Genomic DNA, 19,029 nt, shown 5'->3' on the forward strand with positions numbered 1-19,029 from the left:
CCATGGGACTCGAAGAAAAGCTGCCGAGCGGTTTCCTGCTGACGACCGTCGAGCAGGCCGCGGGCTGGGTGCGCAAGGCGTCCGTCTTCCCGGCCACGTTCGGCCTCGCGTGCTGCGCCATCGAGATGATGACGACCGGCGCCGGACGCTACGACCTCGCCCGCTTCGGCATGGAGGTCTTCCGCGGATCACCCCGCCAGGCGGACCTGATGATCGTCGCGGGCCGGGTCAGCCAGAAGATGGCGCCGGTGCTGCGGCAGGTCTACGACCAGATGCCGAACCCCAAGTGGGTCATCTCCATGGGCGTGTGCGCCTCGTCGGGCGGCATGTTCAACAACTACGCGATCGTGCAGGGCGTCGACCACATCGTCCCGGTCGACATCTATCTCCCGGGCTGTCCGCCACGGCCCGAGATGCTGATGGACGCGATCCTCAAACTCCACCACAAGATCCAGACCTCCAAGCTCGGCGTGAACGCCGAAGAGGCGGCCCGTGAGGCGGAGGAGGCGGCGCTCAAGGCACTGCCCACCATCGAGATGAAGGGCCTGCTGCGGTGAGTGACGCGAACGGCACCAACGGAGCCGCCCCGGAGAACGACCCGGACGCCTCCAACCTCCCCAGCCCGCGCGGCGAGGGCGAGGAGATCCGCGTCCAGCGCGGCATGTTCGGCGCCAACAACGGCGGTGACACGTCCGGTTACGGCGGCCTGGTCCGCTCGGTCCGCCTGCCGGGCGAGGCGAGCCGGCCCTACGGCGGCTGGTTCGACGAGGTCGCCGACGAGCTGGAGGGCGCCCTGGAGGAACAGGGCCTGCTGCCCGGCAACGCGATCGAGAAGACGATCGTCGACCGCGACGAACTCACCTTCCACATCGAACGCGAGCACCTGGTCCGCGTCGCCCAGACCCTGCGCGACGACCCGGCCCTGCGCTTCGAACTCTGCACCGGCGTCAGCGCGGTCCACTACCTGCACGACAAGGGCCGCGAGCTGCACGCCGTCTACCACCTGCGCTCGATCACCCACAACCGGCTGATCCGCCTCGAAGTCAGCGCCCCGGACAGCGATCCGCACATCCCGTCGCTGGTCGCGGTCTATCCGACCAACGACTGGCACGAGCGCGAGACGTACGACTTCTTCGGGATCGTCTTCGACGGTCACCCGGCCCTGACGCGGATCATGATGCCGGACGACTGGCAGGGCCACCCGCAGCGCAAGGACTACCCCCTCGGCGGCATCGCCGTCGAGTACAAGGGCGCCCAGATCCCGGCTCCGGACCAGCGGAGGTCGTACTCGTGAGCACGCAGTCAGCATCCGCCCGGGAAACCACCGAGGGCACCGTATATACGGTCACCGGTGGCGACTGGGACGAGGTCGTCCAGTCCGCGGCCAAGGCCGACGACGAGCGCATCGTCGTCAACATGGGGCCCCAGCACCCCTCCACGCACGGTGTGCTCCGCCTGATCCTGGAGATCGACGGCGAGACGGTCACCGAGGCCCGCTGCGGCATCGGCTACCTGCACACCGGGATCGAGAAGAACCTCGAATACCGCACGTGGACGCAGGGCACCACGTTCGTGACGCGCATGGACTACCTGACGTCCTTCTTCAACGAGACCGCCTACTGTCTCGCCGTCGAGAAACTCCTCGGCGTCGAGGACCAGATCACCGAGCGGGCGAAGATCATCCGGGTGCTCCTGATGGAGCTGAACCGGATGTCCTCCCACCTGGTGTGCATCGCCACCGGCGGCATGGAACTCGGCGCCACCACGATCATGATCTACGGATTCCGCGATCGTGAAATGATTCTCGACATCTACGAGCTCATCACGGGCCTGCGGATGAACCACGCGTACATCCGCCCCGGCGGACTCGCCCAGGACCTGCCGCCCGGCGCGGTGGACCAGATCCGCGAGTTCGTGAAGAAGATGAAGAAGAACCTCCCCGAGTACGACAAGCTCGCCACCGGGAACCCCATCTTCAAGGCCCGTATGCAGGACGTCGGTTACCTCGACCTGGCCGGCTGCATGGCCCTCGGCGCCACCGGCCCGATCCTGCGCTCCACGGGCCTGCCGCACGACCTGCGCAAGGCGCAGCCGTACTGCGACTACGAGACGTACGACTTCGACATCCCGACCGCCGACACCTGCGACTCCTACGGCCGCTTCCTCATCCGGCTTGAGGAGATGCGCCAGTCGCTGAGGATCGTCGAGCAGTGTCTGGACCGGCTGCAGCCCGGCCCGGTCATGGTCGCCGACAAGAAGATCGCCTGGCCCGCCCAACTCGCGCTCGGGCCGGACGGGTTGGGCAACTCGCTCGACCACATCAAGCAGATCATGGGCACCTCCATGGAGGCCCTGATCCACCACTTCAAGCTGGTGACCGAGGGCTTCCGCGTGCCGCCGGGACAGGCGTACGCGGCGGTCGAGTCGCCCAAGGGCGAACTCGGGGTGCACGCCGTGTCCGACGGAGGCACCCGCCCCTACCGGGTCCACTTCAGGGACCCGTCCTTCACCAACCTTCAGGCCATGGCGGCGATGTGCGAGGGCGGCCAGGTCGCCGACGTCATCGTCGCCGTCGCGTCCATCGACCCCGTGATGGGAGGCGTCGACCGGTGACCACCAGTTCTTCGGAGCAGGGCGTCAGTCTGGGCATGCCCCAACTGCCCGCGCCCGCCTACCCGGACGACGTCCTCGCCCGGCTGGAGGCCGACGGGCGGGAGATCATCGCCCGCTACCCGGACTCCCGTTCGGCCCTCCTGCCGTTGCTGCACCTCGTGCAGGCGGAGGAGGGTCATGTCACGCGCACGGGACAGCAGTTCTGCGCGAACCTGCTCGGCCTGACGACGGCCGAGGTCGCCGCCGTGGCGACCTTCTACTCCATGTACCGGCGCCGGCCCAGCGGTGACTACCAGGTCGGGGTCTGCACCAACACCCTGTGCGCGGTGATGGGCGGCGACGCGATCTTCGAGTCCCTCCAGGAGCACCTGGGCGTCGGCAACGGTGAGACCACCGACGACGGCAAGGTCACCCTGGAGCACATCGAGTGCAACGCGGCCTGCGACTTCGCGCCGGTGGTGATGGTCAACTGGGAGTTCTTCGACAACCAGACCCCGGCCAGCGCCCGCCGTCTCGTCGACGACCTGCGCACGGGCGCTCCGGTGGAGCCCACGCGCGGGGCGCCGATGTGCACCTTCAAGGAGACCGCGCGGATCCTCGCCGGCTTCCCCGACGAGCGGCCAGGGGCCGTCGAGGCGAGCGGCGGTGCGGGACCCGCGTCGCTGGTGGGCCTCCGCCTGGCCAGGGGAGAGACCGGACCCGCGCGCGTGGTCCATCCGCGGGGCTCCGGTGCTCCGCAGGACTCCTCGCCGACGACCGAGCACCTCAGTTCGCACGATGCGCCGCAGGACACGTCGGCCTCCGACCCCGCCCACCCGGCGGGGCCTGTCGCCGAGGAGGGGGAGTGATGACCTTGGCACCCGAACTGAAAGACCACAGCCCCGAGAAGCTGCTCGCACCCGTGCTGTCGGCCTTCTGGGACGAGGACGAGTCCTGGACTCTGGACACGTACCGAAGGCACGAGGGATACGAGGGGCTCCGCAAGGCGCTCGCCATGTCGCCGGACGACCTCATCGCGTATGTGAAGGACTCCGGCCTGCGCGGTCGCGGTGGCGCCGGCTTCCCCACCGGAATGAAATGGCAATTCATTCCCCAAGGGGATGGAAAACCACACTATCTAGTTGTCAACGCCGACGAGTCGGAGCCCGGGACCTGTAAGGACATCCCGCTCCTGTTCGCCAACCCGCATAGCCTCATCGAGGGCATTGTCATCGCGTGTTATGCCATCAGGTCGTCGCATGCCTTCATCTATCTGCGTGGTGAAGTCGTCCCTGTTCTGCGGCGGTTGCACGAGGCCGTGCGCGAGGCCTACGCGGCCGGCTACCTCGGCGAGAACATCCTGGGCAGCGGGCTCGACCTCCAGGTCACCGTGCACGCGGGTGCGGGCGCGTACATCTGCGGTGAGGAGACCGCACTGCTCGACTCGCTCGAAGGCCGCCGTGGTCAACCGCGGCTCCGTCCCCCTTTCCCTGCGGTCGCGGGCCTCTATGCGTGCCCGACTGTTGTGAATAACGTCGAGTCGATCGCGTCAGTTCCCGCCATTCTGCAAAAAGGCAAGGAATGGTTCAGGTCGATGGGCAGCGAGAAGTCCCCGGGCTTCACGCTCTACTCGCTCAGCGGCCATGTCACCAGCCCCGGCCAGTACGAGGCACCGCTCGGCATCACCCTCCGTCAGCTGCTCGACATGAGCGGCGGAATCCGGGCCGGACATCGCCTCAAGTTCTGGACGCCGGGCGGGTCTTCCACGCCGATGTTCACCGACGAGCACCTCGACGTCCCTCTCGACTACGAAGGAGTCGGCGCCGCGGGTTCCATGCTCGGCACCAAGGCTCTGCAGTGTTTCGACGAGACGACCTGCGTCGTGCGTGCCGTCACCCGCTGGACCGAGTTCTACGCCCACGAGTCCTGCGGCAAGTGCACGCCGTGCCGCGAAGGGACGTACTGGCTCGTGCAGTTGCTGCGCGACATCGAGGCCGGCAAGGGCTCGATGTCCGACCTCGACAAGCTGAACGACATCGCCGACAACATCAACGGCAAGTCCTTCTGCGCCCTCGGCGACGGCGCCGCCTCGCCGATCTTCTCCTCGCTCAAGTATTTCCGCGAGGAGTACGAGCAGCACATCACGGGCCGGGGCTGCCCCTTCGACCCGGCCAAGTCCACGGCCTGGGCCGACCGCACGGAGGTGAACGCATGACGGTGACCACAAGCGCTCCCTCCGGTGGAGGGGAGGCGGCGGTCCCGCGCGAGGATCTCGTCTCGCTGACGATCGACGGCGCCGAGATCAGCGTGCCCAAGGGCACCCTGGTCATCCGCGCCGCCGAGCAACTCGGCATCGAGGTCCCCCGGTTCTGCGACCATCCCCTCCTCGACCCGGTCGGCGCCTGCCGCCAGTGCATCGTCGAGGTCGAGGGCCAGCGCAAGCCGATGGCGTCCTGCACGATCACGTGCACGGACGGCATGGTCGTCAAGACCCAACTCAGCTCGCCCGTGGCCGAGAAGGCCCAGCACGGTGTGATGGAGCTGCTCCTCATCAACCACCCGCTGGACTGCCCGGTCTGCGACAAGGGCGGCGAGTGCCCCCTGCAGAACCAGGCGATGTCCCACGGCAACGCCGAGTCCCGCTTCGAGGGCCGGAAGCGGACCTACGAGAAGCCCGTCCCGATCTCCACCCAGGTGCTGCTGGACCGCGAGCGGTGCGTGCTGTGCGCGCGCTGCACCCGCTTCTCCAACCAGATCGCGGGCGACCCGATGATCGAGATGGTCGAGCGGGGCGCGCTCCAGCAGATCGGCACCGGTGAGGGCGACCCCTTCGAGTCGTACTTCTCCGGGAACACCATCCAGATCTGCCCGGTGGGCGCGCTGACCTCGGCGGCGTACCGATTCCGCTCCCGCCCCTTCGACCTGGTCTCCACGCCGTCGGTGTGCGAGCACTGCGCCGGGGGCTGCGCGACGCGCACCGACCACCGGCGCGGCAAGGTCATGCGGCGCCTGGCGGCCGTTGACCCCGAGGTCAACGAGGAGTGGGTCTGCGACAAGGGGCGCTTCGGCTTCCGGTACGCGCAGCAGCGCGACCGGCTGCAGACGCCGCTGGTGCGCAACGCGGACGGTGTCCTGGAGCCCGCGTCCTGGCCGGAGGCCCTGGAGGCCGCCGCCCAGGGCCTGTCGGCGGCGCGCGGCCGTACCGGTGTGCTGACCGGCGGCCGCCTCACCATCGAGGACGCCTACGCGTACAGCAAGTTCGCGCGCGTGGCGCTCGACACCAACGACATCGACTTCCGCGCGCGCGTGCACAGCAGCGAGGAGGCCGACTTCCTGGCCGCCCGGGTCGCGGGCCGCGGCCGGGACCTCGACGGCAACGGCGTCACGTACACCTCCCTGGAGAAGGCGCCCGCCGTCTTGCTGGTCGGGTTCGAGTCCGAGGAGGAGGCGCCCGGCGTCTTCCTGCGGCTGCGCAAGGCCTCGCGCAAGCACGGGCAGCGGGTGTTCTCGCTCGCCACTCATGCCACGCGCGGACTGGAGAAGGCGGGTGGCGTCCTGCTGCCGGCCGCTCCCGGCACCGAGACCGAGTGGCTCGACGCGCTCGCCAGCGGGGTCGGTCTTGAGGATGACGGCGCCACCGCCTCCGAGGCGCTGCGCACCGAGGGCGCGGTGATCGTCGTAGGCGAACGGCTGGCCGCCGTCGCCGGGGGCCTGACCGCCGCCGTACGGGCCGCTTTCGCGACCGGATCCCGGCTGGTGTGGATTCCGCGCCGGGCCGGGGAGCGGGGTGCGATCGAGGCGGGCGCGCTGCCGTCGCTGCTGCCGGGCGGGCGTCCGGCCACCGACCCACGCGCGCGTGAGGAGGTCGCCGTCGCCTGGGGCGTCGCCGAACTCCCGCACCGCTACGGCCGCGACGCCGGCCAGATCGTCGAGGCCGCCGCCGGTGGTGAACTCCGGGCGCTGCTCGTCGCCGGTGTGGAGCCGGGTGATCTGCCCGATCCGGCACGCACGCGTGCGGCACTGCACGAAGTGGGCTTCCTGGTGTCGCTCGAACTGCGGCCCAGCGAGGTCACCGAGCACGCGGATGTCGTCCTCCCGGTCGCTGCGGTCGTCGAGAAGGCGGGCGCCTTCCTCAACTGGGAGGGCCGGGTCCGCTTCTTCGACGCGGCGCTCAAGCCCGACCAGATGACCCGCACCCTCGCTCCCACGGACGCGCGCGTGCTGCACATGCTGGCCGACGCCATGGACGTACACCTGGGTCTGCCCGATCTGCGCACCACGCGCGCGGAGTTGGACCGGCTCGGGGCCTGGGACGGGCCGCGGGCCAGCGATCCGCTGGAGACCGCGGGCGTGCTGCCCCGGCCGGCCGCCGGGGAGGCCGTGCTCGCCGGGCACCGGCTGCTGCTCGACCAGGGCGCGCTCCAGGAGGGCGACGAAGCACTCGCCGGCACCCGGCACGCCGCCCACGCGCGCGTGTCGGCCGCCACGGCCGCCGAGGCGGGCGTCAAGGAGGGCGACGCGCTCGCCGTGACCGGCACCTCCGGAACCGTCGAACTCCCGCTGCTGATCACCGAGATGCCCGACCGCGTGGTCTGGCTCCCGCTGAACTCCGTCGGCCGGGGCGTCGCCTCCGACACCGGGGCGCTGCCCGGCGCACTCGTCCGCATCGGCCCGGCCACGCTCACGGGCGAGGCCCCCAAGGAGGTGGAGGCATGAGCCCGTACCCGTACCTCGCTGCCGAAGACCTCTCGATGTTCGGCCGCGACCCCTGGTGGCTGGTCGTCGTCAAAGCGGTGTTCTGCTTCGCGTTCCTGATGATCACCGTGCTGTTCTCGATCGTCTGGGAACGCAAGGTCGTCGCCTGGATGCAGCTGCGCATCGGCCCCAACCGGCACGGCCCCTGGGGCATGCTCCAGTCGCTCGCCGACGGCGTGAAGCTGATGCTCAAGGAAGACCTGATCGTCAAGCGCGCGGACAAGGTGATCTACATCCTCGCGCCGATCATCGCGGCCATCCCGGCCTTCATGGCGATCGCGGTGATCCCCTTCGGGCCCGCCGACAACGAGGTGTCGATCTTCGGCCACCGCACCACGATGCAGCTCACCGACCTCCCGATCGCGATGCTCTACATCCTCGCGGTCGCCTCGGTCGGCATCTACGGCATCGTCCTCGCCGGCTGGAGCTCCGGCTCCACCTACCCGCTGCTCGGCGGTCTGCGCTCCTGCGCGCAGATGATCTCCTACGAGATCGCGATGGGCGCGGCGTTCGCCTCGGTGTTCCTCTACTCCGGGTCGATGTCCACGTCGACGATCGTTGAACAACAGCACGACCGCTGGTACATCATCCTGCTGCCGGTCTCCTTCATCATCTACATCATCACGATGGTCGGCGAGACCAACCGCGCCCCCTTCGACATGCCGGAGTCCGAGGGCGACCTGGTCGGCGGCTTCAACACCGAGTACTCGTCCATCAAGTTCGCGCTCTTCATGCTCGCCGAGTACGTGAACATGGTGACGGTCTCCGCGGTGTCGACCACGCTCTTCCTGGGCGGCTGGCGGGCCCCGTGGCCGATCAGCTCCTTCTGGGAGGGCGCGAACCACGGCTGGTGGCCGATGCTCTGGTTCGTCGTCAAGGTCCAGCTGCTGCTGTTCTTCTTCATCTGGCTCCGCGGCACCCTCCCGCGCGTGCGCTACGACCAGTTGATGAAGCTCGGCTGGAAGGTCCTCATCCCGGTCTCCGTCGTCTGGCTGATGCTCGTCGCGACCGTGCGGACCCTGAAGAACGAGAACTACGACTTCGCCGACATCGCCCTCTACGTGGGCGGCGGTGTGCTCGTCCTGCTGTTGCTGTCCTTCATCGCGGACATGTTCCGCCAGAAGGCGAACGAGGACGCGCGGGCCGCCGAGGAACCCGCCGGGTTCGACGCGATGGCGGGCGGATTCCCCGTACCGCCGCTGCCGGGACAGGAGTTGCCTCCGGTGCCGCGGCGCCCCTCGCGCCGCGAGCGGGAGTTGATTGTCAGTGGTGGACCGGACACTGGCAGTGACGGATCTCTGGATGGAAAGGAGGCGTCCGATGGCTGAGGAGCCAAAGGAGACCGGGCAGACGAAGCCTGGCTTCCAGAACCCCGTGGCCGGCTTCGGCGTGACCTTCAAGGCCATGTTCAAGAAGCGGCTGACCGAGCAGTACCCGGAGCAGGAGAAGACCACCGCCCCCCGGTTCCACGGACGGCACCAGCTCAACCGCCATCCGGACGGCCTGGAGAAGTGCGTCGGCTGCGAGCTGTGCGCCTGGGCCTGCCCCGCCGACGCCATCTATGTGGAGGGCGCCGACAACACCGACGAGGAGCGCTACTCGCCGGGCGAGCGGTACGGCCGCGTCTACCAGATCAACTACGCCCGCTGCATCCTGTGCGGCCTGTGCATCGAGGCGTGCCCCACGCGCGCGTTGACGATGACCAACGAGTTCGAGCTGGCCGACACCAGCCGCGCGAACCTCATCTACACCAAGGAACAGCTGCTGGCCGGCCTCGAAGACACCATGGTCGACAGCCCGCACGCCATCTACCCGGGGATGGACGAACAGGACTACTACCGGGGCCTGGTGACGGAGGCCGCGCCCGGCACGGTGCCCCAAGTCGCCGTCTCCAAGGGCGAGAAGCCCACCGAAGAGGGGGTGGAGGCATGAGCGCGCAGCTCGCCGCCGCCTACTCCACCTCCACCGGCGAGGCCTTCCAGTTCTGGGTCCTCGGCACGGTCGCGGTGATCGGCGCCCTGTCCACCGTCCTCATGCGGAGGGCGGTGCACAGCGCGCTCTCCCTCGCCGGGACCATGATCATCCTGGCGGTGTTCTACCTCGCCAACGGCGCCTACTTCCTGGGCATCGTGCAGATCGTCGTCTACACGGGCGCGATCATGATGCTGTTCCTCTTCGTGGTGATGCTGGTCGGCGTCACGGCCGCCGACTCCCTGACGGAGACCATCAAGGGCCAGCGCTGGCTGGCCCTTCTCTGTGGGCTCGGCTTCGGCATCCTGCTGCTCGCGGGCATCGGCAACGCCTCGCTCACCCAGTTCGACGGCCTGAGCACGGCCAACGCCAACGGCAACGTGGAGGGCCTGGCCGCCCTCATCTTCACGAAGTACGTGTTCGCCTTCGAAATCACCGGCGCCCTGCTGATCACGGCCGCCGTCGGCGCCATGGTGCTCACGCACCGCGAGCGCACCGAGCGGCCCAAGACCCAGCGCGAGCTGTCCGAGCAGCGCGTCCGCGAGGGCAAGCACGTCCCGCCGCTCCCCGCCCCCGGCGTCTACGCCCGGCACAACGCGGTGGACATCGCGGGCCTGCTGCCCGACGGCACCCCGTCCGAGCTCACGGTCAGCAAGACGCTCCGTGACCGCGGTCAGATCCGCGACGTGTCCAGTGAGGCGCTGGGCGACCTGCGGGCCCTGGAGCAGCGCGCCGAGGAGCGCCTGGAGCGCACCGAGATCGAGCCGGCGAACCTCAAGCGGACCGAGGAGGCGTCGAAGTGAACCCCGTCAACTACCTCTATCTCTCCGCCCTGTTGTTCACGATCGGCGCCACCGGCGTGCTGATCAGGCGGAACGCGATCGTCGTGTTCATGTGCATCGAGCTGATGCTCAACGCCTGCAACCTCGCGTTCGTCACCTTCTCCCGGATGCACGGCAACCTCGACGGTCAGGTCATCGCCTTCTTCACGATGGTCGTCGCCGCCGCGGAGGTCGTGGTCGGGCTCGCGATCATCGTGTCGCTGTTCCGTTCCCGCCACTCGGCCTCGGTCGACGACGCCAGCCTGATGAAGCTCTGAGGGGTCGCTGAATCGTGGAGAACCTGATTGCGCTGCTGGTAGCGGCGCCTCTGCTCGGAGCGGTCGTCCTGCTGTGCGGCGGCCGGCGGCTCGATGCCGTCGGCCACTGGATCGGCACGATCCTGTCGTCCGCCTCCTTCGTGATCGGTGTCGTCCTCTTCACCGACCTGCTGGGGAAGAACGCCGAGCACCGGACGCTCATGCAGCACCTGTGGACCTGGGTCCCCGTCGAGGGCTTCCAGGCGGACGTCACCTTCCGCCTCGACCAGCTGTCGATGACCTTCGTCCTGCTGATCACCGGTGTCGGCTCGCTCATCCACCTGTACTCGGTCGGGTACATGGAGCACGACGAGCGCCGCCGCCGCTTCTTCGGCTATCTGAACCTGTTCCTCGCGGCGATGCTGATCCTCGTCCTCGCCGACAACTACCTTCTGCTGTACGTCGGTTGGGAGGGCGTCGGTCTCGCCTCCTACCTGCTGATCGGCTTCTGGCAGCACAAGCCCAGCGCGGCCACCGCCGCGAAGAAGGCCTTCCTGGTCAACCGGGTCGGCGACATGGGCCTGTCGATCGCCATCATGCTGATGTTCACGACCTTCGGGACCTTCGCCTTCGGCCCGGTCCTCAGCCACGTCGGTGACGCCTCCGAGGGCAAGCTCACGGGCATCGCCCTGATGCTGCTGCTCGCCGCCTGCGGCAAGTCCGCCCAGGTGCCGCTGCAGTCCTGGCTCGGCGACGCGATGGAGGGCCCGACCCCGGTCTCGGCCCTCATCCACGCGGCGACCATGGTCACCGCCGGCGTGTACCTGATCGTCCGCTCCGGAGCGATCTTCAACGCGGCCCCGAACGCACAACTGGTGGTCACCGTCGTCGGAGCCGTCACGCTCCTCTTCGGTGCGATCGTCGGTTGCGCGAAGGACGACATCAAGAAGGCACTCGCCGGCTCGACCATGTCGCAGATCGGCTACATGGTGCTCGCCGCGGGCCTCGGCCCCATCGGCTACGTCTTCGCGATCATGCACCTGGTGACGCACGGCTTCTTCAAGGCCGGGCTCTTCCTCGGCGCCGGTTCGGTCATGCACGGCATGAACGACGAGGTCGACATGCGCAAGTACGGCGGCCTCCGGAAGTACATGCCGGTCACCTTCATCACCTTCGGCCTTGGCTACCTCGCCATCATCGGCTTCCCGGGCCTGTCCGGCTTCTTCTCCAAGGACAAGATCATCGAGGCGGCCTTCGCCAAGGGCGGCACCGAGGGCTGGATCCTCGGCGGCGCGGCCCTGCTGGGCGCGGCCATCACGGCGTTCTACATGACGCGCGTGATGCTGATGACCTTCTTCGGGGAGAAGCGCTGGCAGCCCGACGAGAACGGCAACGAGCCGCACCCGCACGAGTCCCCGAAGACGATGACGATCCCGATGATCGTACTGGCCTTCGGATCGGTCTTCGCCGGCGGCATCTTCGGCATCGGTGACCGCTTCCTGCACTGGCTGGAGCCCATCACCGGCCACGAGGAGGGCAACTCCCCGGTCAGCGCCCTGACGGTCACCCTGGCCACCATGGTGGTGCTGATCATCGGCGTCGCGATCGCCTGGGCGCAGTACGGGCGCAAGCCGGTCCCGGCCGTCGCCCCGCGCGGGTCGCTGCTCACCCGGGCCGCCCGCCGCGACCTCCTCCAGGACGACTTCAACCACGTCGTCCTGGTGCGCGGCGGCGAGCACCTCACCCGCTCCCTGGTCTACGTCGACCACACCCTGGTCGACGGCGTCGTCAACGGCACGGCGGCCTCCATGGGCGGCCTCTCCGGAAGGCTGCGCAAGCTGCAGAACGGCTATGCGCGGTCGTACGCGGTCTCGATGTTCGGCGGTGCGGCCATCCTCGTCGCCGCGACCCTGCTGATGAGGGCGGTCTGATACCGATGTCCTTTCCCCTCCTGACAGCGACGGCGGTGCTTCCGGCCCTCGGGGCGGTGGCCACGGCCGCCGTCCCGGCCGCCCGGCGCACTGCCGCGAAATGGCTGGCGCTGCTGGTCTCGCTGGCGACGCTCGCGCTGGCCGTCACCGTCCTGGTGCGCTTCGACCCGGGCGGCGACCGCTACCAACTCACCGAGTCCCACGCCTGGATCGCCGCCTTCGGGGTCCGCTACGAGCTGGGCGTGGACGGCATCGCGGTCGCGCTCCTCGCGCTCACCGCCCTGCTGATCCCGTTCGTGATCCTGGCCGGCTGGCACGACGCCGACCCCCTGGAGACGGGCAACAAGCGCTGGCGGCCCACCCAGGGCTTCTTCGCTCTCATCCTTGCGGTGGAGGCGATGGTGATCATCTCCTTCGAGGCCACCGACGTCTTCCTCTTCTACATCTTCTTCGAAGCCATGCTGATCCCGATGTACTTCCTCATCGGCGGCTTCGGGGACAGCGCGCACGAGCACGGCGACGAGGCGGCGGCCACCCAACGGTCGTACGCCGCCGTCAAGTTCCTGCTCTACAACCTGGTCGGCGGGCTCATCATGCTGGCGGCCGTGATCGGCCTCTACGTAGTGGCCGGGAACTTCTCGCTCGCGGAGATCGCGCAGGCGCGGGCCAACGGTTCGCTGCACATGGCGACCAACACCGAACGCTGGCTGTTCCTGGGCTTCTTCTTCGCCTTCGCGGTGAAGGCGCCCCTGTGGCCGCTGCACACCTGGCTGCCCAACGCGATGGGCGAGGCGACGGCACCAGTTGCCGTACTGATCACGGCGGTTGTCGACAAGGTCGGCACCTTCGCGATGCTCCGCTTCTGCCTCCAGCTGTTCCCGAACGCCAGCAAGTGGGCGACGCCCGTGATCCTGGTCCTCGCCGTGATCAGCATCATCTACGGCGCGCTGCTCGCGGTCGGGCAGCGGGACATCAAGCGGCTGGTGGCGTACGCGTCGATCTCGCACTTCGGGTTCATCATCCTGGGCATCTTCGCGATGACCAGCCAGGGCCAGTCCGGCGCGACGCTCTACATGGTCAACCACGGTATTTCCACGGCCGCGTTGATGCTCGTCGCCGGGTTCCTGATCTCGCGGCGCGGCTCGCGTCTGATCGCCGACTACGGAGGGGTGCAGAAAGTCGCCCCGGTGCTCGCGGGCACCTTCCTGATCGGCGGTCTGGCCACGCTGTCGCTGCCGGGACTCGCGCCCTTCGTGAGTGAGTTCCTGGTGCTGGTCGGCACGTTCTCGCGCTACCCGGCGATCGGGATCATCGCCACCTTCGGCATCGTCCTCGCCGCGCTGTACACCCTCGTCCTCTACCAGCGGACGATGACCGGCCCGGTGAAGCCCGAGGTCGCCTCGATGCCGGACCTGCGCGCGCGTGAACTCGTCGTCGTAGCCCCGCTGATCGTGCTGCTGGTCTTCCTGGGCGTCTACCCGAAGCCCGTCACGGACATCGTGAACCCGTCGGTCAAGCAGACCTTGTCCGACGTGCACAAGAAGGATCCCAAGCCCTCGGTGGAGGCGGCCAAGTGAGCGCAACAGCCGTCCACAGCCTGTGGACAACGGCGGCAACCGCAGCCGACCCGATCTCGAAGATCGACGCCCCGAAGATCGAGTACTGGCAATTGTCGCCGACCTTGGTCATCCTCGGCGCGGCGCTCATCGGGGTGCTGGTCGAGGCGTTCGTCCCGCGCAGAGCCCGCTACCTCACCCAGGTGCTCGTGTCCGCCGCGGCTCTGATCCTCGGCTTCGTGGCAGTGGTGGTGCTCGCGGCCCAGGGGTACGGCACCACCAAGGCGCACATCGCGGCGATGGGCGCGATCGCGGTCGACGGGCCGTCCCTGTTCCTACAGGGCGTGATCCTGTTGTCCGGACTGGTCGGCCTGTTCACCTTCGCGGAACGCCGACTCGACCCCGAGGCACATGGTGCCCGGGTCGACTCGTTCGCCGCGCAGGGCGCGTCCGTGCCCGGCAGCGACAGCGAGAAGGCGGCGGTCAAGGCCGGGTTCACCACCACGGAGGTCTTCCCGCTCCTGCTCTTCGCGGTCGCCGGAATGCTCGTCTTCCCGTCGGCCAACGACCTGTTGACCCTCTTCGTGGCCCTGGAAGTCTTCTCGCTCCCGCTATACCTCCTCTGCGCCCTGGCCCGCCGCAAGCGGCTCCTGTCGCAGGAGGCCGCGGTCAAGTACTTCCTGCTGGGCGCCTTCGCCTCCGCGTTCACCCTGTTCGGCATCGCGCTGCTCTACGGCTACGCGGGCTCGATGTCGTACTCCACGATCGCGCAGGTCGTCGACGGCTCCATCACCAACATCAACCCCGCCCTCGCGGACACCATGGGCAACGACGCGCTGCTGCTCATCGGCGGCGCGATGATCGTCATGGGGCTGCTGTTCAAGGTCGGCGCGGTCCCGTTCCACATGTGGACGCCCGACGTCTACCAGGGCGCCCCGACCCCGGTCACCGGCTTCATGGCCGCCGCCACCAAGGTGGCCGCCTTCGGTGCGCTGCTCCGCCTCCTCTACGTCGTGCTGCCGGGCCTGCGCTGGGACTGGCGGCCCGTCATGTGGGGCGTCGCGATCATCACGATGCTGGGCGGCGCGATCGTCGCGATCACCCAGACCGACATCAAGCGGCTGCTGGCGTACTCGTCGATCGCGCACGCGGGCTTCATCCTCGCGGGTGTCATCGCGACCACCCGGGACGGCGTCTCGTCGGTGCTCTTCTACCTGGGCGCCTACTCGTTCGTGACGATCGGCGCGTTCGCGGTCGTCACCCTCGTACGGGACGCCGGCGGCGAGGCGACGCACCTGTCCAAGTGGGCTGGGCTCGGGCGGAGATCACCACTGGTCGCGGCGGTGTTCGCCGTATTCCTGCTGTCCTTCGCGGGCATTCCGCTGACGGCCGGCTTCGCCGGGAAGTTCGCCGTGTTCAAGGCGGCGGCGGCCGGTGGCGCGGCCCCGCTGGTCGTGGTCGGTGTGCTCTCCTCGGCGATCGCGGCGTTCTTCTACATCCGCGTGATCGTGCTCATGTTCTTCAGCGAGCCGAGGCCCGACGGCCCCACTGTCGCGGTGCCGTCCCTGCTGACCATGGCGACGATCGGGGTGGCCGTGGCGGCCACGCTCGTCCTCGGTGTGGCCCCGCAGTACTTCCTGGACCTGGCGAACCAGGCCGGGGTGTTCGTGCGCTGAACGCAGGCCGAAGGCCCCGGTTCCCTTCGCGGGAGCCGGGGCCTTCGCGTGTGTGCCGTCAGACCGTCGGGCAGACGACCTCGGGGTTCCAAGAGGCGAACAGGCCCGCCGAGTTGGGCTTGTAGAGCCAGGCGTGCAGGGTGAAGTAGCCGGGGAGCTGGCCCTTCTGGAAGGTCTGCCCGAACAGCGTCGGCGCGGCCTGCCCCGTGTCCTTCACGACCCACTCCACCGCGACCAGCTTGCGCGGGCCGCCGGTGGACGTGCCCGTGTACTCGTCCGTGAACCCGTCCGCGTACACGAGGGCCGCCGGCTTCTGCGGGTCGACCGAGCCGATGTTCGCCGGGTTGACGTAGTGGTAGCCCATGCCGCCCTCGGCCGGGTCGGCGACGCAGGTGTCGGTGCGCGCGTAGCCGCCGGCCGCCGCGAAACCCTCGTACCCGTACTTGGCGGTGGCCTGGGTCGTCTTGCTCAGCTGGGTCCACACGGACGGGTCGGGGTCGGACGCGGCGTGGGCCGGGGCGGCGGTCAGCGCGAGGGCCGCGGCCGTGGCCACCGCGAGGGCGGTCGTGACGGCGCTCTGCACGGGCCGAGAGGACCGAGGGGACATGGTGGGGCTCCTTGGACTTTCGGGAGGCGTCCGCACGCACGGCGCGCCGTCCGTTCGAGGCGTGGCGGGCCTCCGCGGTCCCGCCCGAGCAGCATGTTCCGGCCGTGACGGTCGCGCCATGTGACGGACGCCATTCGAATGACCACACCCGGTCACCGTCGCCGGCCTGTGGATAACTCCGACGCTGTCAGCGCGGAGCCCTATCGTGGACGCAGTGGTCGAGGGACGACGTACGGGGGACGAGCGATGCACGGGATGGGCGGGACGGTTGTGACGACCGAAGTACGGACGCCGGCGGCACAGGGCGAGAGCGAGGCGCTGGCCACGCTCCACCGCGTCTTCGGCTACGACAGCTTCCGCGGCGAGCAGGAAGAGGTCATCGAGCATGTGGTGGCGGGCGGCGACGCCGTCGTCCTCATGCCGACCGGCGGCGGCAAGTCGCTCTGCTACCAGATCCCGTCCCTGGTCAGACCCGGTACGGGAGTGGTCGTCTCCCCGCTGATCGCGCTGATGCAGGACCAGGTGGACGCGCTGCGGGCGCTCGGGGTGCGCGCCGGGTTCATGAACTCGACGCAGGACTTCGACGAGCGGCGCGTGGTCGAGGCGGAGTTCCTGGCGGGCGAGCTGGACCTGATCTACCTCGCGCCGGAGCGGCTGCGGCTCGACAACACGCTGGACCTGCTGGCGCGCGGCAAGATCTCCGTGTTCGCGATCGACGAGGCGCACTGTGTGTCGTCCTGGGGTCACGACTTCCGCCCCGACTACCTCGCCCTCTCGGTGCTCGGCGAGCGGTGGCCGGACGTCCCGCGGATCGCGCTCACGGCGACGGCCACGGACGCGACGCACAAGGAGATCACCCAGCGGCTGAACATGCCGAGCGCCCGGCACTTCGTGGCGAGCTTCGACCGGCCCAACATCCAGTACCGGATCGTGCCGAAGGCCGACCCCAAGAAGCAGCTCCTGAGCTTCCTGCGCGAGGAGCACGCGGGCGACGCGGGCATCGTGTACTGCCTGTCGCGCAAGTCCGTCGACACGACCGCCGAGTTCCTGTCGCGCAACGGCATCGAGGCGGTGCCGTACCACGCGGGCCTGGACTCGGGCACGCGTGCGGCGCACCAGTCGCGGTTCCTGCGCGAGGACGGTCTGATCGTCGTCGCGACCATCGCCTTCGGCATGGGCATCGACAAGCCGGACGTACGGTTCGTCGCCCACCTCGACCTGCCCAAGTCGGTGGAGGGCTACTACCAGGAGACGGGTCGTGCCGGGCGTGACGGCATGCCCTCCACTGCGTGGATGGCGTACGGCCTGAACGACGTCATACAACAGCGCAAGATGATCCAGTCCAGCGAGGGCGACGAGGCGTTCCGCCGCCGGGCCGCCTCCCACCTGGAGGCCATGCTCGCGCTGTGCGAGACCGCGCAGTGCCGGCGCGGCCAACTGCTCGCCTACTTCGGGCAGGACCCGGACGCGGCGGGCTGCGGCAACTGCGACACGTGCCTCACCCCGCCGGAGACGTGGGACGGCACGGTCGCCGCGCAGAAGGTGCTGTCGACGGTGGTGCGGCTCCAGCGGGAGCGGGGTCAGAAGTTCGGCGCCGTGCAGATCGTCGACATCCTCATGGGGCGTCGTACGGCCAAGGTGATCCAGTTCGACCACGACCAGCTGTCCGTGTTCGGCATCGGTGAGGATCTCGCGGAGGGTGAATGGCGGGGCGTGGTACGGCAGTTGCTGGCGCAGGGGCTGCTCGCGGTCGAGGGGGAGTACGGCACGTTGGTACTCACCGAGGCGAGCGGGACGGTGCTGCGGCGGGAGCGGGAAGTGCCGTTGCGCAAGGAGCCGAAGAAGCCGGCGAGTTCGAAGTCGGGGTCGTCCTCCGGCCGGGGCGAGCGCAAGGCCAAGGCCGCGGCGGTGGAGTTGCCCGCGTCCCTGCAGCCCGCCTTCGAGGCTCTGCGTGCGTGGCGTGCGGAACAGGCTCGTGAGCAGGGGGTTCCGGCGTACGTCATCTTCCATGACGCCACGTTGCGGGAGATCGCGACGGTGTGGCCGACGTCGGTGGGGCAGCTCGGGGAGATCAGCGGGGTCGGCGAGAAGAAGCTGGCGACGTACGGGGAGGGTGTGATCGGGGTACTGGCGGGGCTGGGGGAGGCGCCGGCGGTGACTGAGACGGTGACTGCGGCGCAGGGTTCCACACAGGCACCGGCGCGGGTGCCGGCACCCGCAACGGGGCGGGCGGCCAAGGATGTTGACCCCGGGGCGGATTACTGGCCGGAGATGGATGCGGAGCCGGAGCCGGAGGACTGGATGTAGGGGGGTGGGGAGTAGGGACCGGGGCTGAGGCGCGGAGACCGGCAGCGGGGTGAAGGGGCCGGGGCCGGAGTGCGGGGGCCGGGACGGAGTGAGGGGACCGGGGCTGGGGCGCGTGGGTGGCCCGGTATGGTCCTCGGCCCCGGGTGGTCGGGTTGGGTGCCGGTGCCGGTGCCGGTGCCGGTGCGGGTGCGGGTGCGGGTGCCGGTGCGGGTGCGGGTGCAGGGCCGTGGGTCCAGGTCTCACGGGTCCAGGGTGTGAGTTCGGGGTCTCCGGCGCGGGATCGTGAACCAAGGTGCTTCGGTGCTGGGATGTGGGCCAACGTTCGGTTCGGGGGCGTGAGTTCAGGGCCCCCAGCCCAGGCCGGGAGTCCGAGGCCTCAGCCCAGCCCAGCCCAGCCCCTGAGCCCAGCATCGTGAACCAGGCCTTCAGTCGAGGGCTATCAAAGCCAGGGCCATTAGGCCAGGGTCCTCACCCGACGCGGTCAGGCCACCGTTCTCAGCCCAGCGCCGTCACCAGGGCCCTCACCCGCAGCCGTCAGCCAACCCGTCAGCCCAGG

General features: G+C 69.1%; 15 protein-coding genes. 14 read left to right on the forward strand and 1 reads right to left on the reverse strand.

Going from position 1 to position 19,029, the window contains the following annotated elements; genetic code table 11:
* The first annotated feature begins 2 nt into the window (after positions 1-2).
* The 13 genes from ACIBK4_RS00695 to nuoN are packed head-to-tail and all read left to right on the forward strand — an operon-like array spanning position 3 to position 15,559.
* Complete coding sequence (locus ACIBK4_RS00695; protein WP_023547484.1) at positions 3-557, forward strand: NADH-quinone oxidoreductase subunit B family protein; 555 nt, start codon at positions 3-5, stop codon at positions 555-557.
* Positions 554-1,294 (forward strand): NADH-quinone oxidoreductase subunit C, encoded by a 741-nt coding sequence (locus ACIBK4_RS00700; protein WP_398990794.1) that lies wholly within the window; start codon positions 554-556, stop codon positions 1,292-1,294. The genes ACIBK4_RS00695 and ACIBK4_RS00700 overlap by 4 nt, the downstream gene beginning before the upstream one ends.
* Positions 1,291-2,613 carry an NADH-quinone oxidoreductase subunit D gene (locus tag ACIBK4_RS00705; RefSeq protein ID WP_327402075.1) on the forward strand — a complete coding sequence of 441 codons (1,323 nt, stop codon included), beginning with the start codon at positions 1,291-1,293 and terminating at the stop codon, positions 2,611-2,613. Before ACIBK4_RS00700 ends, ACIBK4_RS00705 begins: the two co-directional genes overlap by 4 nt.
* Positions 2,610-3,461, forward strand: coding sequence for an NADH-quinone oxidoreductase subunit NuoE (gene nuoE, locus ACIBK4_RS00710; RefSeq protein ID WP_398990796.1), 852 nt, complete (start codon positions 2,610-2,612; stop codon positions 3,459-3,461). Before ACIBK4_RS00705 ends, nuoE begins: the two co-directional genes overlap by 4 nt.
* On the forward strand, positions 3,461-4,807 hold the full coding sequence (nuoF, locus tag ACIBK4_RS00715) for an NADH-quinone oxidoreductase subunit NuoF (RefSeq protein WP_398990798.1): 1,347 nt from the start codon (positions 3,461-3,463) through the stop codon (positions 4,805-4,807). Before nuoE ends, nuoF begins: the two co-directional genes overlap by 1 nt.
* Positions 4,804-7,308 carry an NADH-quinone oxidoreductase subunit G gene (locus tag ACIBK4_RS00720; protein ID WP_398990800.1) on the forward strand — a complete coding sequence of 835 codons (2,505 nt, stop codon included), beginning with the start codon at positions 4,804-4,806 and terminating at the stop codon, positions 7,306-7,308. The genes nuoF and ACIBK4_RS00720 overlap by 4 nt, the downstream gene beginning before the upstream one ends.
* On the forward strand, positions 7,305-8,675 hold the full coding sequence (nuoH, locus tag ACIBK4_RS00725; RefSeq protein ID WP_398990802.1) for an NADH-quinone oxidoreductase subunit NuoH: 1,371 nt from the start codon (positions 7,305-7,307) through the stop codon (positions 8,673-8,675). Before ACIBK4_RS00720 ends, nuoH begins: the two co-directional genes overlap by 4 nt.
* Complete coding sequence (gene nuoI / locus ACIBK4_RS00730; protein ID WP_398990804.1) at positions 8,668-9,279, forward strand: NADH-quinone oxidoreductase subunit NuoI; 612 nt, start codon at positions 8,668-8,670, stop codon at positions 9,277-9,279. Before nuoH ends, nuoI begins: the two co-directional genes overlap by 8 nt.
* A complete protein-coding gene (locus ACIBK4_RS00735) occupies positions 9,276-10,121 on the forward strand; it encodes an NADH-quinone oxidoreductase subunit J (RefSeq protein ID WP_398990806.1) in 846 nt (281 codons plus the stop codon). The genes nuoI and ACIBK4_RS00735 overlap by 4 nt, the downstream gene beginning before the upstream one ends.
* Positions 10,118-10,417 (forward strand): NADH-quinone oxidoreductase subunit NuoK, encoded by a 300-nt coding sequence (gene nuoK, locus ACIBK4_RS00740; protein ID WP_016437642.1) that lies wholly within the window; start codon positions 10,118-10,120, stop codon positions 10,415-10,417. The genes ACIBK4_RS00735 and nuoK overlap by 4 nt, the downstream gene beginning before the upstream one ends.
* Before the next feature lie 14 nt (positions 10,418-10,431).
* Entirely contained in the window at positions 10,432-12,327 is a 1,896-nt protein-coding gene (gene nuoL, locus ACIBK4_RS00745) for an NADH-quinone oxidoreductase subunit L (protein WP_398990809.1), read from the forward strand.
* Between the two features lie 5 nt (positions 12,328-12,332).
* Complete coding sequence (locus ACIBK4_RS00750; protein WP_398990811.1) at positions 12,333-13,904, forward strand: NADH-quinone oxidoreductase subunit M; 1,572 nt, start codon at positions 12,333-12,335, stop codon at positions 13,902-13,904.
* On the forward strand, positions 13,901-15,559 hold the full coding sequence (gene nuoN / locus ACIBK4_RS00755; protein ID WP_398990813.1) for an NADH-quinone oxidoreductase subunit NuoN: 1,659 nt from the start codon (positions 13,901-13,903) through the stop codon (positions 15,557-15,559). The genes ACIBK4_RS00750 and nuoN overlap by 4 nt, the downstream gene beginning before the upstream one ends.
* Positions 15,560-15,617: 58 nt before the next feature.
* Here nuoN and ACIBK4_RS00760 read toward each other — a convergent pair whose 3' ends face one another.
* Positions 15,618-16,166 carry a hypothetical protein gene (locus ACIBK4_RS00760; protein ID WP_398990815.1) on the reverse strand — a complete coding sequence of 183 codons (549 nt, stop codon included), beginning with the start codon at positions 16,164-16,166 and terminating at the stop codon, positions 15,618-15,620.
* A 255-nt stretch (positions 16,167-16,421) separates the two neighbouring features.
* On the opposite strand from ACIBK4_RS00760, the gene recQ reads away from it, so the two are divergent.
* Positions 16,422-18,473 (forward strand): DNA helicase RecQ, encoded by a 2,052-nt coding sequence (gene recQ, locus ACIBK4_RS00765; protein WP_398990817.1) that lies wholly within the window; start codon positions 16,422-16,424, stop codon positions 18,471-18,473.
* Positions 18,474-19,029: the final 556 nt, after the last annotated feature.

Source organism: Streptomyces sp. NPDC050528 (assembly GCF_044457795.1).
Lineage (GTDB): Bacteria > Actinomycetota > Actinomycetes > Streptomycetales > Streptomycetaceae > Streptomyces.

What these genes read in the sequence shown, in the direction of transcription:
- ACIBK4_RS00695 (WP_023547484.1), top strand. Translation starts at nt 3, where the DNA reads ATGGGACTCGAAGAAAAGCTGCCGAGCGGTTTCCTGCTGACGACCGTC.
- nuoF (WP_398990798.1), top strand. Translation starts at nt 3,461, where the DNA reads ATGACCTTGGCACCCGAACTGAAAGACCACAGCCCCGAGAAGCTGCTC.
- ACIBK4_RS00720 (WP_398990800.1), top strand. Translation starts at nt 4,804, where the DNA reads ATGACGGTGACCACAAGCGCTCCCTCCGGTGGAGGGGAGGCGGCGGTC.
- nuoH (WP_398990802.1), top strand. Translation starts at nt 7,305, where the DNA reads ATGAGCCCGTACCCGTACCTCGCTGCCGAAGACCTCTCGATGTTCGGC.
- nuoI (WP_398990804.1), top strand. Translation starts at nt 8,668, where the DNA reads ATGGCTGAGGAGCCAAAGGAGACCGGGCAGACGAAGCCTGGCTTCCAG.
- ACIBK4_RS00735 (WP_398990806.1), top strand. Translation starts at nt 9,276, where the DNA reads ATGAGCGCGCAGCTCGCCGCCGCCTACTCCACCTCCACCGGCGAGGCC.
- ACIBK4_RS00750 (WP_398990811.1), top strand. Translation starts at nt 12,333, where the DNA reads ATGTCCTTTCCCCTCCTGACAGCGACGGCGGTGCTTCCGGCCCTCGGG.
- ACIBK4_RS00760 (WP_398990815.1), bottom strand. Translation starts at nt 16,166, where the DNA reads ATGTCCCCTCGGTCCTCTCGGCCCGTGCAGAGCGCCGTCACGACCGCC.
- recQ (WP_398990817.1), top strand. Translation starts at nt 16,422, where the DNA reads ATGGGCGGGACGGTTGTGACGACCGAAGTACGGACGCCGGCGGCACAG.